Annotated in this window: 20 protein-coding genes; 15 read left to right on the forward strand and 5 right to left on the reverse strand. The window is 60.3% G+C overall.

Going from position 1 to position 15,192, the window contains the following annotated elements; translation table 11 throughout:
• The first annotated feature begins 161 nt into the window (after nucleotides 1-161).
• The 6 genes from J2X24_RS08150 (at nucleotide 162) to J2X24_RS08175 (ending at nucleotide 4,122) form a co-directional block, all read left to right on the forward strand.
• A complete protein-coding gene (locus J2X24_RS08150; RefSeq protein ID WP_209719297.1) occupies nucleotides 162-476 on the forward strand; it encodes a hypothetical protein in 315 nt (104 codons plus the stop codon).
• A 6-nt stretch (nucleotides 477-482) separates the two neighbouring features.
• On the forward strand, nucleotides 483-908 hold the full coding sequence (locus J2X24_RS08155; protein WP_245344541.1) for a helix-turn-helix domain-containing protein: 426 nt from the start codon (nucleotides 483-485) through the stop codon (nucleotides 906-908).
• Nucleotides 909-990: 82 nt separating this feature from the next.
• Nucleotides 991-1,893, forward strand: coding sequence for an ArdC family protein (locus J2X24_RS08160; protein ID WP_209719300.1), 903 nt, complete (start codon nucleotides 991-993; stop codon nucleotides 1,891-1,893).
• A 73-nt stretch (nucleotides 1,894-1,966) separates the two neighbouring features.
• Nucleotides 1,967-2,386 (forward strand): hypothetical protein, encoded by a 420-nt coding sequence (locus J2X24_RS08165; protein WP_209719304.1) that lies wholly within the window; start codon nucleotides 1,967-1,969, stop codon nucleotides 2,384-2,386.
• Between the two features lie 281 nt (nucleotides 2,387-2,667).
• Entirely contained in the window at nucleotides 2,668-3,588 is a 921-nt protein-coding gene (locus J2X24_RS08170) for a DUF2493 domain-containing protein (protein WP_245344542.1), read from the forward strand.
• A gap of 93 nt (nucleotides 3,589-3,681) precedes the next feature.
• Entirely contained in the window at nucleotides 3,682-4,122 is a 441-nt protein-coding gene (locus J2X24_RS08175) for an acyl-CoA thioesterase (RefSeq protein WP_209719306.1), read from the forward strand.
• On the opposite strand, the gene J2X24_RS08180 is transcribed toward J2X24_RS08175, so the two are convergent.
• Nucleotides 4,054-4,662 carry a hypothetical protein gene (locus tag J2X24_RS08180; RefSeq protein WP_209719309.1) on the reverse strand — a complete coding sequence of 203 codons (609 nt, stop codon included), beginning with the start codon at nucleotides 4,660-4,662 and terminating at the stop codon, nucleotides 4,054-4,056. The genes J2X24_RS08175 and J2X24_RS08180 overlap by 69 nt on opposite strands.
• 179 nt (nucleotides 4,663-4,841) lie before the next feature.
• Here J2X24_RS08180 and J2X24_RS08185 point away from each other — a divergent pair, with 179 nt between their 5' ends.
• From J2X24_RS08185 to J2X24_RS08205, 5 genes are all read left to right on the forward strand, one after another.
• Entirely contained in the window at nucleotides 4,842-5,690 is an 849-nt protein-coding gene (locus J2X24_RS08185) for a restriction endonuclease (RefSeq protein ID WP_209719312.1), read from the forward strand.
• A gap of 138 nt (nucleotides 5,691-5,828) precedes the next feature.
• The gene (locus J2X24_RS08190) at nucleotides 5,829-6,224 is read left to right on the forward strand and encodes a response regulator (protein WP_209719314.1); all 396 of its coding nucleotides are present in this window, start codon (nucleotides 5,829-5,831) and stop codon (nucleotides 6,222-6,224) included.
• Between the two features lie 113 nt (nucleotides 6,225-6,337).
• The gene (locus J2X24_RS08195) at nucleotides 6,338-6,856 is read left to right on the forward strand and encodes a hypothetical protein (protein WP_209719316.1); all 519 of its coding nucleotides are present in this window, start codon (nucleotides 6,338-6,340) and stop codon (nucleotides 6,854-6,856) included.
• 13 nt (nucleotides 6,857-6,869) lie between these two features.
• The gene (locus J2X24_RS08200) at nucleotides 6,870-7,424 is read left to right on the forward strand and encodes a hypothetical protein (protein ID WP_209719319.1); all 555 of its coding nucleotides are present in this window, start codon (nucleotides 6,870-6,872) and stop codon (nucleotides 7,422-7,424) included.
• A gap of 181 nt (nucleotides 7,425-7,605) precedes the next feature.
• Entirely contained in the window at nucleotides 7,606-8,091 is a 486-nt protein-coding gene (locus J2X24_RS08205) for a hypothetical protein (protein WP_209719323.1), read from the forward strand.
• 72 nt (nucleotides 8,092-8,163) lie between these two features.
• On the opposite strand, the gene J2X24_RS08210 is transcribed toward J2X24_RS08205, so the two are convergent.
• Nucleotides 8,164-8,622: a hypothetical protein gene (locus tag J2X24_RS08210; RefSeq protein WP_209719326.1), complete on the reverse strand. Its 459-nt coding sequence runs from the start codon at nucleotides 8,620-8,622 to the stop codon at nucleotides 8,164-8,166.
• 303 nt (nucleotides 8,623-8,925) lie between these two features.
• Entirely contained in the window at nucleotides 8,926-12,186 is a 3,261-nt protein-coding gene (locus tag J2X24_RS22520; RefSeq protein ID WP_245344543.1) for a PAS domain S-box protein, read from the reverse strand.
• Between the two features lie 401 nt (nucleotides 12,187-12,587).
• Between J2X24_RS22520 and J2X24_RS08240 the strand changes: the two genes are divergently transcribed.
• The 3 genes from J2X24_RS08240 to J2X24_RS08250 are packed head-to-tail and all read left to right on the forward strand — an operon-like array spanning nucleotide 12,588 to nucleotide 13,909.
• The gene (locus J2X24_RS08240) at nucleotides 12,588-13,004 is read left to right on the forward strand and encodes an antirestriction protein (RefSeq protein ID WP_209719329.1); all 417 of its coding nucleotides are present in this window, start codon (nucleotides 12,588-12,590) and stop codon (nucleotides 13,002-13,004) included.
• A gap of 57 nt (nucleotides 13,005-13,061) precedes the next feature.
• Nucleotides 13,062-13,373 (forward strand): type II toxin-antitoxin system TacA family antitoxin, encoded by a 312-nt coding sequence (locus J2X24_RS08245; protein ID WP_245344544.1) that lies wholly within the window; start codon nucleotides 13,062-13,064, stop codon nucleotides 13,371-13,373.
• The gene (locus J2X24_RS08250) at nucleotides 13,370-13,909 is read left to right on the forward strand and encodes a GNAT family N-acetyltransferase (RefSeq protein WP_209719334.1); all 540 of its coding nucleotides are present in this window, start codon (nucleotides 13,370-13,372) and stop codon (nucleotides 13,907-13,909) included. Before J2X24_RS08245 ends, J2X24_RS08250 begins: the two co-directional genes overlap by 4 nt.
• 16 nt (nucleotides 13,910-13,925) lie before the next feature.
• Here J2X24_RS08250 and J2X24_RS08255 read toward each other — a convergent pair whose 3' ends face one another.
• Both J2X24_RS08255 and J2X24_RS08260 read right to left on the reverse strand, forming a co-directional pair.
• Entirely contained in the window at nucleotides 13,926-14,255 is a 330-nt protein-coding gene (locus J2X24_RS08255; protein ID WP_209719337.1) for a YnfA family protein, read from the reverse strand.
• Nucleotides 14,256-14,279: 24 nt separating this feature from the next.
• Nucleotides 14,280-14,546, reverse strand: a complete 267-nt coding sequence (locus J2X24_RS08260) for a hypothetical protein (RefSeq protein ID WP_209719342.1) — start codon at nucleotides 14,544-14,546, stop codon at nucleotides 14,280-14,282.
• A gap of 102 nt (nucleotides 14,547-14,648) precedes the next feature.
• Here J2X24_RS08260 and J2X24_RS08265 point away from each other — a divergent pair, with 102 nt between their 5' ends.
• Nucleotides 14,649-15,044 (forward strand): MerR family transcriptional regulator, encoded by a 396-nt coding sequence (locus J2X24_RS08265; RefSeq protein WP_209719345.1) that lies wholly within the window; start codon nucleotides 14,649-14,651, stop codon nucleotides 15,042-15,044.
• The last annotated feature ends 148 nt before the right edge of the window (nucleotides 15,045-15,192 follow it).

The raw sequence follows: 15,192 nt of genomic DNA on the forward strand, positions 1-15,192 counted from the left end.
ACAGGCTTTCGGGCTAAAGGTCACAGGGACCGAGTAACTCCGGTTTTCTAACTCCCCGATCACCAAGGATCAGAGGCAGGCTATAGGCGGGGGCGCACCGCTTGGCCCCCTCCGTGGAGTTTCACTTTCCAGTGTCTTGATGAAAATCCGGTCGACATTTCATGGCTTTATCGTTTGAACCCTTGATGTTCGGCTTTCTGGGCATCGTGATCATCGTCCTGGCGGGATGCGTGTTCGTCACCTGGCGCGTGGAAGTCCGGGTGTGGCTGATCCCGCGGTCGGTCGTCCGCGGATTGGCCGAAGACATGATGGTCCGATACGGCCAGGCCGCGCGCCGCGAATCCGCTAAGCGCGAGTTGGACGCTTTCACTAAGGGCAACACGTTTGAAGCCGGCAAGTGGGCGCGAGTTACCGCCTACCTGCGCGACCAGGACCGCAAGGCTGCCAAGGCAGTGGGTGATGCGTCCAAGCATTAGGAGCACATGAGTATGGTAACAAAGCGCGTGACGGCCGCAGGCCGGGAGGAACCTCATCCGGTCGATGTCGCGGTTGGGCTCGCGATCCGGGTCCGTCGCAAGGCGATGGGTCTCAGCCAGGAGGCGCTGGCCGAAGCCTTGGACATCTCCTTCCAGCAGGTCCAGAAATACGAGAAGGGCTCGAACCGCATCAGTGCTTCGAAGCTGTTCGACACCGCGAAATTCCTGAAGGCGCCGATCGAGCTGTTTTTTCGGAGCATCGACAGCGCAGACGTCGGCGGCGGGTTTCAAGTCAGTGAAGGCGAGCAGGCCGTGCAGCAGTTCCTGATGACACCCGAAGGCGTGGCGCTCGCCCAGTCATTCCCCAGGATTACCAAGGCGTCCGTGCGCCGACGCGTGCTCGATCTGGCGAAGACGCTGGCGGAAGACTGAGACGCGTTCGAGGCTTTAGGGGAAGAGGGCAGGGAGATCGAAGGCGAGCCTCGAATAGTCGAGGTGAATTCCGGAGATTTCCATGTCACCCCTTCTCGAAGAAACACTTGCGTCCGTCATATCCGCGCTGGAGTGCGGCGTTGCGCCTTGGCGCAAGTCCTGGTCCGCAGGCAAGATATCGTCGATGCCCCTGCGTAGCACCGGCGATACCTTCAGCGGCATGAACGCCATCCTGCTGTCGAGTCTGCAGGCCGTGCGCGGTTACGACAGTCCCTTCTGGTTGACCTTCAACCAGGCGCAGGACGCCGGCGGACATGTCCGCAAGGGCGAACGGGCGGCACCGGCAATTCTCTACAAGACCCGGTGTGTCGATGGCGATACGGGTGACGGCAGCGACGACAAGGTGCTGCGCTTCCTCAAGTCCTACGCCGTATTCAATGCCTGTCAGATCGAGGGCCTGCCCGACACCTTTCATCCTGTGGCGCCGCCGGAGCTTGGGGTCATTGAGCCGCTGAACACCGACGTCGTCGCCATCATGGAGAATTTTCCGGTCGCTGTCTCCCATGGCGGCGACGTGGCCTGCTACCACATGCTGTCTGACCGGGTCAGCATGCCGCCGCGCAGCGCGTTCGAGAGCGACGAGGATTATGTCGCGGTCCTGCTCCACGAATACGGCCACGCCACCGGAGCCAAACATCGTCTCGACCGCTTCGAACCGAACGAGACCCGCACCGACTACGCCCGCGAGGAACTGGTTGCCGAACTGACCTCGCATCTGACCTCGATGCACCTCGGCATCAATCCAAGCCGTTCGGTATTCGAAAACCACGTGGCCTATCTCGGCCATTGGGCCGGATTTCTGAAGGAAAAGCCTTCGGAACTACTAAAGGCAGCCGGTAAAGCCCAGGCAGCCGCCGATATGATCCTGTCCTATCGGACAGCCGGATCGAAAGGTGTGGATGCGGACCTAGCGGAGGCGGCATGATGTTCCGTACCAGTTGCTTTCTGATAGGTTATACCGCATCCGGGGTGCGTTCGATTGATTCCCGACGGGCCCTATGGGAAAACACGCCCAAGGTATCGCTAGAAAACGCACGCAGGTTCCGACACTTTCGACCATGACGCTCGCAGAATTGAAAAAATTCGTCGTCGATACGCGTCATCATGAAGGCGTCAGCTGGTACCTGCGGGATGACTCCCCGCTGAACCAGCTCGGCCTGATGTACACCATGCTCGTATTCGATGCCGAAGGGGCCTTGGTTGAGCGTATCCCTTACATTGAAGAGCGTCTGGGGCGCCGGGTGCCTGCCGAGCAACTCACCCGCATCGCGGCGGCGAGGGTCAAGGCCGGCATCAACCCGGGCTTCGTCCGCAACTACAAGCCAATCCATGGCGAGGATGCGCAAGGCTGGTTCGAGGTTTGTCGCTCCAAATGGCTGGCCCGGCCTGATCCCATGTCCTTCCAGAGAGCGCTCTGAGGTGTCGGTCTGCCGGCTTCGCCGTAGGCGGTCGGCTAAGGCCGGTCTTCGGAGCGTTCATCGGGAGCAACCTTCCGATCATCCTGACATCGGGTGAGGCCGCATGGCCTTGCCTTGAAGCCTGCAATCCCTGCCACGGTCGAATTTCTATTCGGGCAAGGGTCGAGACGAGCGCGCACGCGCGCCCTTGCCCGCGAAATTCGCCGCAGCGGGAGGAATGCAGAGGCAAGCCCACGGCAGCCTCTCCGGAAATCCGGTTTCTCTTTTGCAAGGTTGCTCCGATGAACGCTCTGTCCACTTCTCTGTCCCTGTCCCGCTACGACGCCGCCTGCGCCGATGCCCATCACGACCTGCCACACCCGCCTCAGGGCGAGATCGAGGCGCTTGGCCACAACATCGCCAACGAAATGCTCGATGCCCTGCTAGGCTCTGCCCTGGAAGAGCACGTACCGGTCCTCATGGAAGGCCTGATCGGTGGGGTGCACAGCGCGATCCTGCGCCTGCAACGCCAGGCGGATAGGTCGGCGGATGACATGCGGCGACTGCAGCGCGACTTCGACGGCAGCGAGATCAAGGATGTCGAGCTTCAGGACGCGACCCTTGCCTTCAACCGCGCGGAGGCGGTTATCATGATCGCCGAAGTCTTACGTGACGCAGCGTCGGAAACCTACACCCAGGCCACCGGCGAGGTTTGGACCCCCTGGCGGGGTTCGGCGCGCAATCAGGCGACGACGTTAGCGCTGACCGAGGCGCGCGATGCCCTGAAAGCTCGTGACCGGCGCAATCAGGCCATGAGCGATCCCGGTGACCAGGTCGTTGTGTTCCGGGGCGCCCGGCAAGCCAACACCCCGACCGATGCCATGCGGATCTACGATGCGTTGAATTGGGCCCATTCGCAGTTCCCGAACATGCGCTTGGCGACGACAGGCAACCACGGCGCCGAGCAGATCGCACTGAAGTGGGCCAGAGACAAACGCATCAATCCCATCCTCGCCAAGGCCAATTTCGACAAGTTCAAGGCGGCCGCGCCGTTCCGTGCCAACGACGAATTGCTGGCACTTGAGCCGGTCCTGGTCCTGCATCTGGACGTATCGCTCGATGTGAGCATTCGTCAGGACGGGGTCTTTGGCCCTTCCGAAAAGATCGCCGCCGCCGCCCGTGGTCAGGGTGTTAGAACGGTGGCGGTGACCCAGCGAAAGTAGGGTTCATAATTGGGCTCGGGGCATTTCCCGCGCCCTTTCGCCGTTTACGGCATTGATTTTGCAGGGTATGGCGGCGAAACGAGGGGGATTCCCATGACCGATATCCTGTTCAGCCACACCGACAAGGTCCGCGACTCCGAAGTCGATATGCACCAGGGCGTCAACAATTCCATCTATCTTCAGTACCTGCAGCACGCCCGGCACGAGTTCCTACGGTCGGCCGGCGTCGATATCGACGTCTATGTGCCCGTTGTGATGGAGGCCCATATCAAGTACCAGGCCTTCATGACGGCGAACGATAACTATCGCGTCGATATCCGCGTGACCCGCGAGAGGCTGACTTGGCATTTCCTGTCGGATATCGTCAATGTCGGCACCGGGAAGGTGGCGGTTTCGAGCGATCTGCATGTCGTGTTCTTCAAGGATCGGCGGCCGTCGCGCGAGGAGGTGCTGAAGCTCAAAGCGTTAGAAACACAACCACTTGATCCAATCGTCCAGGAAGGCGCGAAAGTCTTCGCGGGAAATCCTGAATAAACGGAAGCCGACGACCAAGTTGTCCTTTAGGCGCTCCGAGACGAACACGATCTCCTCGGTCGGATCTTTGGCGATTTGGCGGCCGGCGCCGTTCAGATAGGCGACGGTGGAGTGGGCCAAGGCGTTGCGCATACACGCAACCCACATTTCCACTGGCGCGTCCTCTGCGCGTTGGAAGGCTGCATCCTCGGAAAGAGCCGCCAGTGCGGCCTCGGGCAACGCCACCACACTCAGGTCAGGATCGCCAACATAAAGGTATCGCCAGACGCCCCCCTTGAAGAATGGGGCCGATTTGAAAGGTCCGTACTTCAGAGTCTGGACAATTTCGTCCGCTTGCTTTTGAGCGAGATGCCGCTCGTCCTTCCCGGGCTTCGGATTTTTGATGCGTTCGTAGGGATAGTTAAACATCGGGCCAGCCATCGTCACCACGAATGTTGTAGCGAGCGGCCCGCCGAAATCCGGTTCGTCCTTTGCTTTAACCGAAGCCCAGTGCTCCTTCAGAAGCGTGTGAGCGCGAAGCGGCACTTCCACCGCGAACACTGAAGGTATCCCCACCGTCAAGCCTCTCGAATTTCGGCCTCTGCCGCCACGGCCGAACTAGCGTTCGCCCTGGAGGGGAATATTGCGCCCCGCCGGGCGAATTCATAGGCTAAATATCAGAAATTTGGTCCCTTTCGCTGAGGGGAGCTTTTGGCGACAATGGCGCGGGGAGGGCGCCAATGTCCGGATCGTTCAACAAGGTCGTCGATTTCGCAAAGCTGCTGAGCCGGGTGCCGCCATGGTTCACGTTGCCGATGGCCGTCGCAGCCTATTTCATCTGTCACCATTTCGCGGTGAAACCGGTCGAGACGCTCGTGGTTGGTGCCGAGGCGGCAGGAGACGCGGCTGCTTTCGCCATCATCCGCGCTTTGGCCGTCGTATTCCAGTTCCTGGTTACGCTGTGCCTTATGATGTCGGCGGCCATGTGGTTGAAGAGCTTCATTGAGCGCCAGCGGCTGAAACGGCTTGCGGATCGGGCGGCGGACTCGGGTGTCCTGGCGGGTCTCAGTTGGGAAGCCTTCGAGCAGGTGGTTGCGCAAGGGTTCGCGTCTCTGGGTTTCGAGGCTCAGTTGACGGCCGAGGGCGCTGACGGCGGGTACGACATCGTTTTGAATTCGACGGCCGGGAGATTCCTTGTTCAGGCCAAGCATTGGCGCGAGGCAAGCGTGGGCGTCGACGTCGTACGGGCGCTCTATGGCGTCGCTCAGGCCGAGAACGCTACTGGCGCCTATATCGTCACGTCGGGGTCATTTACCCTGGCTGCGTCAGAGTTTGCGGCCGGCAAGCCGATCTGGCTCTACACAGGCAAGCGGCTGCGCGACCTCTTGGCAGCCGGGAAAGGCGCTGCGCCGGCCGGCAGTGTTTCTTCCGAGAGGTTGAAGCTGCCCTTGCCCGCGGATGCTGTCACCTGTCCCTTGTGTGACGGGCGCATGGTGCTGCGGGAGGCCAGGCGTGGCTCCCATAGTGGCAAAAGGTTTTATGGGTGCTTGCAATTCCCCGCGTGTTCCGGCTTGAGGTTGGTGGATTGACCTATCGATAGTTCGCCGATGACGTGAAGTTGTGCACCCATCGTATTGTGAAAAAATCGAGCTCATAATAGAATTATCGTCCGAAGGTTATTCTTTTCGGCCTCCAGCTTTTCAGCTTAATGTCTCCGGGGCCAAGTGATGACTTCCGCATCTCCAACAGGCTTGACCGTTATAATTGTGGACGATGACCGCGACACGACGCAGACCCTGCATTGGCTGCTTGAACTCGACGGCCACAATGTGCACAGCGCCAACACAGCCGATGCGGCCATGGATCTGATCAACCATGTGCATCCCGATGTCGTGCTACTCGATCTCATGATGCCATATATCAGCGGTTTCGATCTCCACCGGCGCATGCAGGCCCATCCCAACTGCCAGGTCACGCGCTTTATCGCGCACTCTGGCATGGGCGAGGCAAAGACTGTCAACCGAATCGTGGCGGAAGGCTTCGACGCCCATATATTGAAGCCGCCCGACCACGCCGAGCTGTTGGAACTGATAGAAACGGTCATCACCAAGCCTGCTGAGTAGGTTTCTGCGCAGGATTGATTTATTAAACAGGGTTGACCTACTTTTTTGGTGTTGTTGACACCAAATACGGGCCGTGCGACATTGGTGTTGACAACACCAAAGGTGATTCATCCATGATGAGCGAACTTCCCCGTATTTCCGCAGGCGGCGCGGCTGACGTCGTAGGCATAGGCTATCAAGGGTTTCGGAGCTATCTGAAGCGGGGTTTGCTGGGGCGTGTGGGAATGTTGCCCGGGTTTCATCGGGCAGGCGCCCATACCAGTGACGATCCGACACCGCGCAGCGGCTGGATGATGTTCGGGTTCGCGGATCTGTGCCTGATGCGGATCGCCAAGCTACTGATGGACAATGGTTTCACCTTCGAAAGCGCCAGTTCGGTCGTGAGCAACCATAAGCTCTGGCATCGCATGGCGCACGACGATGAGCCCGTGGACCGCTTTCTCCTGATCTGGCCTCCCTATGGTGACCACATCATCTTCGACCCCGAGGATATGCAGCACTTTCCGGCGCGCATCGCCGAGGCTCAGGCCCAAGGCGTTTTTACCCTGCTGAACCTGGGGGACATCCAGAGGTATGTGCTTGAGGCGATGGCGACAAAATCCGGAGCCGAGGCTGCGCTGGCAACGAAGTGAGGACCGGGACATCATGGCAGAACTACACGCACAGCTTTCTAACGACGATATCCGAATCGTCCAGGCGATCGCCGATTTCCAGATGGCCCTTAGCGCCATGATCTTTCTGGACGAAGCCGATGCGAACGCGAAGATTTCGAGGGTGGAGCGACGTCGGCTACGGTGTTTCGAGGACGCTGCGGTCGTTGCCTACAATCGGCCGTTCACCAGTTCGAAAGGTCTGCCAAAGCTCAGTTTCGAAATGATCGGTATCGACCCGGAACCGAGCGAAAGCGAGCTGCATCAGCGGTTGCGTGTACGGCGCGACAAGGTCGTCGGGCATACGGATATTTCCGAGATGCGCCTGGCTCTGTCCACCTTCCGGGCCTTCGATGACCGCGAAGTCATGATGCCGTTGATGGATTTCGACGACGCCCTTGCCTTCTTCGTAGACCGGGCCCCGGTGATCGCGTGGGTACGCAAGCTGCGTTCCGCTGCTTCCGAGATGGTTTTTAGCCGGGTTCAGGGCGTGCCCGATATCAAATTCGTCAAGGACCACACCTTGCCGGAAGAGACCGACGCAACCTGAATCGCTCAAGGGTGTCCTTGCGGACCGGATCGCGCGTGAAGGGGTTATAGGCCTGCCGCCGGGCTCTACGTCTGCGATGGAGCGCCCTGCTGGGTTTCCACCCTTCGGGCTCGATCCCTAACGCGGCTCTGCGCCACGCTTCCGTATTGACAGCCGGGCGGCTCGGTTCAAAACTCGCCGCATGGGCCATCCGCACGAACGATTTGGACTGGAGACCTTGGTCGAGCTGATCTCGGCCGAGCAGGCCCAGTCGCCTGCCGGCACACCTGTCGGCCGCGTTGAAGAGCGGCTGAAAGCCTCGATCGCCATCGCGCGAGGCGCTGGGCTCGATAATCTCCAGATCCACCTCGACCGCTTTGACTTCGCCTGGCTGTGCAATGCGCGCGGGATAGACCGGCTGACCTCGGCGGCGAATGCGATGAAAATCGACGTCGTTCCGGTCAGGCGCGCCAAGCCCGGTATGGACAGCCACATGACCGGCGCCTTTGTCGATGCCCGCGAAGCGGGCATGCTCCCGTTTCCCTTGATTGGTGACCCGTCGATGATCCCCAATTTCGTGCAGCATATAGCCACCGCCGCGGACAAGGCCGCGATCCTTGAGCGGCTGCAAAAGGCCGGCAGAAACGTCATACTGGCCGAAATGCCAGAGGATGGGACCGTGCACTAGGCTTGACGCGGCCGCTCCGGGTTCCGCGTGAAGAGGCGGGGAGGGACACGAGAGGGTGGCTCTCCCCAAGCCCTACTCGATCTGGATCGCGCCCACGTCGCGCCGGCGCTGTGGAATGGGGCCAAGGCCGTCGAGATAACGGCTGTGATCTTCAGCCAAAATCCAGCCTATGGCCTCGTGGTAGTCGCTGAAATAGCAAATCGTCTCGTTCGGGAACCGCTCGGAGATTTCCGGCAGACGCAATTTTTCGTAGGCGTCGCGCACGACCATGGCCACAGATAGGCGGTAATCTATACCAGCGCTTATTTCCTCCCATGCCGCCGCAGCGTTATCCAGGTCGGCCGTTGTGATATGCCCGTCGTAGCGACGCAGATCGACGATACGATTGTACGTCCAGGGCGCCTTCAGACTCCGGTAAAGCTGCATGACGCGCTCTACAAGTTCCGCCCCGAACATGGCTCCGATGGGTCGTATGACAAGGAAGCGATGCGCCTCATCGATGAAGGTGTTGAATTTGGGACCGCTGGTCATGACACGTCTCGAACAATCGATTCCAGTATCGCATCGAATCGTTGACGGGGCCTTTCGATTGGAGAACGGCGTTCGTTTTGTATAGACGCGCCTAAACGAAAGCGTAGTCATGACAGGCTCTGCACAAAAATGTTCGCCGCTGTGGCATTGCGCTTCAAATGTGCGAACCCTAAATTGGTCCTGTCGCCGTATTCATCCCCCCCTCGAAAGCGGCGGTCCGATGGGCACCCATATCCCTATGGGTGCCCATTAATCTATCTCGCACCGAAATCCGGCAGATCGACCCCTAAGCAGACAATACCCTCAGCTCACTGACGCCTTTCGGGCAAGCGTTGCCTTGTCCAGCACAGCGCGTATGCGGGTCGCCAGTTCCTCGAGCGTGAAGGGCTTGCCAATCAGCTCCACACCGGTATCGAGCACGCCGTTATGCACGATCGCGTTTCGGGTATAACCCGTGGTATACATGACCGGGAGATCGGGGCGCCGTTCCCGGGCAATGTCAACGAGCTGGCGGCCATTCATCTCCGGCATGACAATGTCGGTGAACAGCAGATCGATATCCGGACGCTCGATGAGCAGGGCAAGTGCCGTCTTCGCATTGCTCGCTTCGAGAACGCGGTAGTCGAGGTCTCTGAGCGCAGCCACCGAAAACTGCCGCACAAGGTCCTCATCGTCGACCACCAGAATAAGCTCGCGATCTTCCGCCGTCGGCAGTCCTTCATGTGCCTCTGAGTCGGCGGTCTCCTCCAGGTTACCAGCATACCGCGGGAGATAGATCTTGACCGTCGTGCCCTGGCTCGGTTCGGAATAGATCTTGATATGGCCGCCGGATTGCTTGACGAAACCGTATACCTGACTGAGGCCCAGGCCTGTGCCCTTGCCGACTTCCTTGGTCGTGAAAAAGGGATCGAAGGCCTTCGCGATGACGTCTGCCGGCATACCTGAACCGGTATCCGTGACGGCAATCATGACATATTGCCCAGCTGTGACCCCGGCCTCCGTTGCCACGTATCGCTGATCGAGAGACGCGTTCAAGGTCTCGATGGTCAGGCGGCCGCCGCCGGGCATGGCGTCTCGGGAGTTGACCGCGAGATTAAGAAGAACGCTCTCCAACTGGTTAGCGTCGGCGAAGATCCGCCAGATGCCTCCGGCCAGTATCGTCTCCAGCCTAATGTCCGTGCCCAGCGAGTGGCGGAACAGTTCCGACATGCCGAGAACGAGCTTGTTAGGGTCAATGATCTCGGGTCGCAAGGGCTGACGACGTGAAAACGCAAGGAGACGCTGCGTCAGATTGCCGGCCCGCCGAGAGGCTTCGAGCGCCGCCGATATCAGCGTCTTCGATCTTTGCTCGTCGGGGCGGGTCCGGCGGTCGAGGAGTTCCAGCGATCCCGAGACGACGGCTAGCATATTATTGAAATCATGGGCGATCCCGCCGGTGAGCTGACCGACCGCCTCCATTTTCTGTGCCTGGCGCAGTTGCTCTTCCGCCTCGGCCAGCCGGGCTTCGTCCCGCAGGCGCGCGGTAACGTCGTAGACGAACTGATAGGCGCCGATCAGTCGGCCTTCCGTGTCCCTGAGAGCGTTGAACTTCATCTCGTAGTAGCGGCGATCAAGGTTCGGGTCGCCGAAGTCATCGATGGCCGTGAACTGTTCTCCCGCCAGGGCGCGGCTCCAGATGGCTTTGACGTCGGCCTGATGCTCCGGCATGCCGTCAAGAAGTGCCAGCATGTTGTCACCGGCCTTGGGACGAATGCCGAAGATTCGCTCGAACTCATCGGCGCTCGCTTTGTTGATGGCGAGCCAGTTGAAATCGAGATCGGCGACCTGAACGAAGGCGTCTGTACTCTCGACGATATCGGCGAATAGCTTGCGTTCGGCTAGGGCATCCGCGACGCGTTGCTCCAGGTTGGCATTGAGTTCTGCATAGGCCTGGACCGCTGCCTTCTGATCGTCGATATCCGTGTTGGTCCCGATCCATCGCACAATACGGCCATCGCTGCCGTGAATGGGGACAGCGCGGACGAGGTGCCAGCGATAGACGCCGTCGGCGCGCCGGATACGCATCTCGACCTTGTAAATCCCCGCGGCTTCGACCGCCGCAAGCCAGGCACTGCGGATATTGTCCCAATCGTCGGGATGCACCAGTTGAATCCAGGATTCGCTCGTCAGCGCGCCCCGATTCATTCCTGTATAGTTGTGCGCCTCGTCGTTGTACCAGTCGGATACGCCCTGCGCATTGGCCATCCAGACATGGTTCGGCATGGCCTCCGCAAGGGTCCGGAACTGGACCTCACTGGCCGCTAGAGCCGCTTCTGACCGCTGACGCTCGGCCAGTTGGCGCAGGCGATCGGCAAAAGTCTGCATGAAGGTCACGTCGTCCGGCTTCCAGCGTCGGGGCAGGCGCGCGTTCAGATAGACAATCGATCGCAGCCGGTTGGCTTGGAGGAACGGCACGACCAGAATGGCGCGTGTATCGACCTCCTTGGCCGTCTCGATGGTCGTCTCCTCCGCACTAAGTGGGTCATCGAACAGATCGCCGATGACAACGGTCTTGCCGGCGCTCAAGCGTTCGACGATCTTGACGCCAAATATATGCGCGGGGAACTCGCCGAGCAGGGGCGGAACCGTCCCGTCCGTCCAGCAGATCGTGTAGTTGAATACGTCTTCATGTTTGTGCAGGTCACCGATGCCGACGCGGGCCGCCTCGAAATGCTGGCCCATGAGAGCGCAGGCGTCGTGAAGCACGGTCTCCGAGTCCATGCTCTGGACCAGTTCGGTCAGCTTCGACATGACGTCCCGGCGCCGCTCGGATTCCTTGCGGGTAGTGATATCGAGGGTAGTTCCAACCGTGCGGATGCAACGACCATTGTGATCGAAGATGCCGCGGCCCTTGGCTGCGATCCAACGGACGACACCGTCCTCTCGGCCGATCGTGCGGTATTCGACATCGTAGAGCGCACGCAAGTCGGGGTCCTGGCTTGCCAGATAGGCGCGGGTCGTCGTCTCGATATCGTCTGGATGCAGGCCGGTATAGAAGTCAGCGAGTGTGACCGGGACGTCAGGCGAAATGCCGAACATGGCCTTGCATCGGGCATCCCAGAACAGGGTATCACCGACAATATCGACGTCCCAGAGCCCGACCTCCGCTGCCTCTGACGCCAGGCGAAGCAGTTCCTCGGTGCGCTTGTGATGCGTTACGTCGCGCGCGATCTTCGATGCGCCCACGATCGTACCGCCGGCATCCTTGATCGGCGAGACCGTGATTGAGACGGTGAGCAGTTCGCCCGACTTGCGCCGTCGAACCGTCTCGAAATGGTCAACCCGTTCGCCTGCCTTGATGCGGCTGATAATCGCCTCTTCTTCCGCGTAGCGGTCGTCCGGTATGATCAGCAGAATACTCTGGCCGATTGCTTCCTCGCGGCTATATCCAAAGATGCGCTCCGCGCCCTCGTTCCAGGAGAGGATGACGCTGTCGAGACCCTTGCTTATGATAGCGTCGTCGGATGACGCAACAATAGCCGCCAGATGCGCAGCGGTCGAAATGCCGGACTCGTTGGTGTTCATCGTGGTCCACTGGAGAATTTTGGCCGTTCGGGTCGAGGCTACCGGTCCGAGGGTGCGCCGCGCGATCCCTTTTTTCAAGTCGTTAGCACAGCCGATCAGAGTCAGCCTTTATGAGTTTCTTATAGGTTCGAAGGCGCCTGCATGCGCTTCATCGCCGGGCTGTGAGCGAGACCATCGTTGGGGGCCGGTCCATGCATCCCTCATGGGGAAAAACGGCGTCTCCGGCAGCTGTTCTTCGGTGGCTCAAGCCCGTTTCGAGTGTAGCCGCGAGAGTCGGACGCGGAGCGTTTATGGTCGTCGACCTTCTTGCACAGGTTTCGGAGGACATACGTCCAAGAGATGTCCTGCAAAGGGAAGAGGGCAGGGCGGGGCAGGACGGACTTCAATCGAAGGAGAACGTCATGTCCACCCAAACCAATACTGCGCTTGCGACCGTAGTCCCCGAAGACCGCCGTATTAACTTCCTGCCTGAACTTCTCAGCCGGACCTGGCTGTTGCGCGGCGAGAACGCCATCTACGACTTCATGAACCAGCTCTGCGCCGATTATAGCGGCGGCCTGTGGGTCTTCATGGAATACAACGGCCAGCCGCTCTACATGGCGCCGGACACCGACAAGCGCTTCCAGATCAGCTGGTGGGGCAATGGCTACGAGGGGGAGGTGTCGGCCGACGCTGCCGGCATCATCGCCTGCCTGTTCACGTTCTCGCACTTGTCGATGCGTTTCGGGTCCGAGCACCTTGCCCTGGCGTTCGAGCGGCTGCACGACTATGTCGCCGAGCACCCGGAAGCGTCGGCCATCTATGGCGCCATCGACTGACACAGCTTGCTTTGTACGCCGGTTTGGCGTACAAAGCTTTTTGCCATGGAGGGCACGATGCACGCATTCCACAATCCAGCCGATGCGATCGACGAGCCGAACGAGGCGCGGATGCAGTTTCGTACAAAGCCGCGCGTCAAGGACGCCATCCAGCGTGCCGCGGCCTTGTCGGGCGTGGACGATTCCGCCTTCATGATCAGCGCCGCCTATTCCTCGGCCCTGGCGACGATCGCGGCCCACGAAGAGACGCGCTTGCGCGCAGAGGACCATCAGGCCTTCTTCTCCGCCCTCGACAACCCGCCGGAGCCGACAGAGGCGCTGAAGGCCGCGTTCGATCGATACGGTCAGCGGACGCGTTCCGACGCATGACCGAGGCGACAGGTTACGTCATTGCGCCGCTCGATCCGGATAAACACGATCGGGCGGCGTTTTCGTGTGGCGTCGAGGCGGTCGACAACTTCTTCAAACGCACCGCCAACAAGCTGTCGAAGGCCGACAATCTCCGTGTCTTCGTAATGACGGACGCTACCGGGACCGTCGCTGGCTTCTATGCCATCAACGCGCACTCCATCGCGTTCGAAGATCTGCCGCCCCAGTTCGCGCGGACGCGGCCCGGACACGGACGCATCCCGGCAGCCTACATCTCGATGATAGGCGGAGACCAGCGTTTCGCCGGGTCAGGCTTAGGCGCCGATCTCCTGGTGGATTGCCTGACGCGCATCTATCGCATCTCTCGGGACCTGGGCCTGGCCGTGGCCATCCTCGACGTCCTGGACGACGGGGACGATAAGGCCGTTGCCAAGCGCAAGACGCTCTACGAAGGCTTCGGCTTCACCCCGATGCCGAGCCAGCCTTTGCGCCTCTTTATGCCGGTCGCCACGATCGCCAAGCTGTTCGGCACCTGATTTGGATGCCGCCGGTCTATTTCAAGGCGAGGCGGCCGAACATGATGATCACGGCCCCGGCAAGGCAGATCGCCGCGCCTGTGAGGTCCGCCCAGTCGGGAACCTGCTTCTCGACCAGCCACAGCCAGGCGATCGAGGCAGCAATATAGATCGCACCGTAGGCGGCGTAGGCCCGGCCGGCGTTGGAGGCTTCGACCAACGTCAGCAGATAGGCGAAAAGAACCAGGCTGATCGTCCCGGCTATGATCCACATCGCCGACCGGCCGAGTTTCAGCCACGACCAGAAGGCGTAGCAGCCGGCGATTTCCGCGGCGGCGGCCAGCGTGTAGATCAGATAGGTCTTCATGCAACCAGCCTCGCGGGGCGCGGCCTATTTGCAACCGCACTGTCCAGATGCCGCGCATGCCTGCGACTTGCAACCGCTTCCGCCCGAACGTTGGGACCTCATCTTGAGGCGCCAGGCGACGATCACGACCACGATCACAGCCACTCCGAGGCTGCAAGCGATGCGATCGATGCCCAGGGGGCCGTGGAACAGCTGCAGCCCGAACACCGAAAGGCCTGCTGCGGCGGGGATCAACAAGGGAATGCAGCACAGCCCGCACGCGGCGATCGCCCCCAGAATCCATTTGGTCATTGTCGTCTCTCCTATGCGCAGGCCCGATTGGCTTGCGTTCCCCGCTTGTGCTTCCTAAAGTAGCTTTAGGTTCAAGCCTGTTTTTTGAGAAAGGCGCCTTAGATGATTTCCATTGGAGAACTGGCGAGGCGGGCACAATGCACAGTCCCGACCGTACGCTATTACGAGTCGATCGGTCTCCTGCCGAAGGCTCAGCGCCGCGAAGGCGGACATCGCGCCTACGACCGGGCCGACCTCGCACGCCTGAATCTGATACGCCGCTGCCGGGACTGCGACATTCCGATCGAGCGGATACGTGAGCTGGTCTCGCTCAGCGAAGGACAACGTCTGTGCGGAGAAACGGTCGCCTTCTTCGAAGAGCAGCGCCGCGTCATACAGGCCCGTATCGACGCTTTGAAAGAGCTGGACCTGACCTTGTCGCTGCACCTGCAATCGTGTCGGAGCAATTGCTTGCCAAATGGAGACCCATGCGAAATCTTCGACCAGCTGCAGGCGTGATCGGCGGGGCTCGGAGGCAGTGTGAGTTCCCCCGTGTTAACCTTTCGTTAACCATGTGTAATCGCGCTGCGCGCAAGGCCCTGACTCCATTCGGAATCATTTCTGGGGACGATTTATGATGCCCTATTGTCTTGTACCGACTCGGGTT

This window comes from Asticcacaulis solisilvae, assembly GCF_017875235.1.
GTDB classification, from domain to species: Bacteria; Pseudomonadota; Alphaproteobacteria; order Caulobacterales; family Caulobacteraceae; genus Asticcacaulis; species Asticcacaulis solisilvae_A.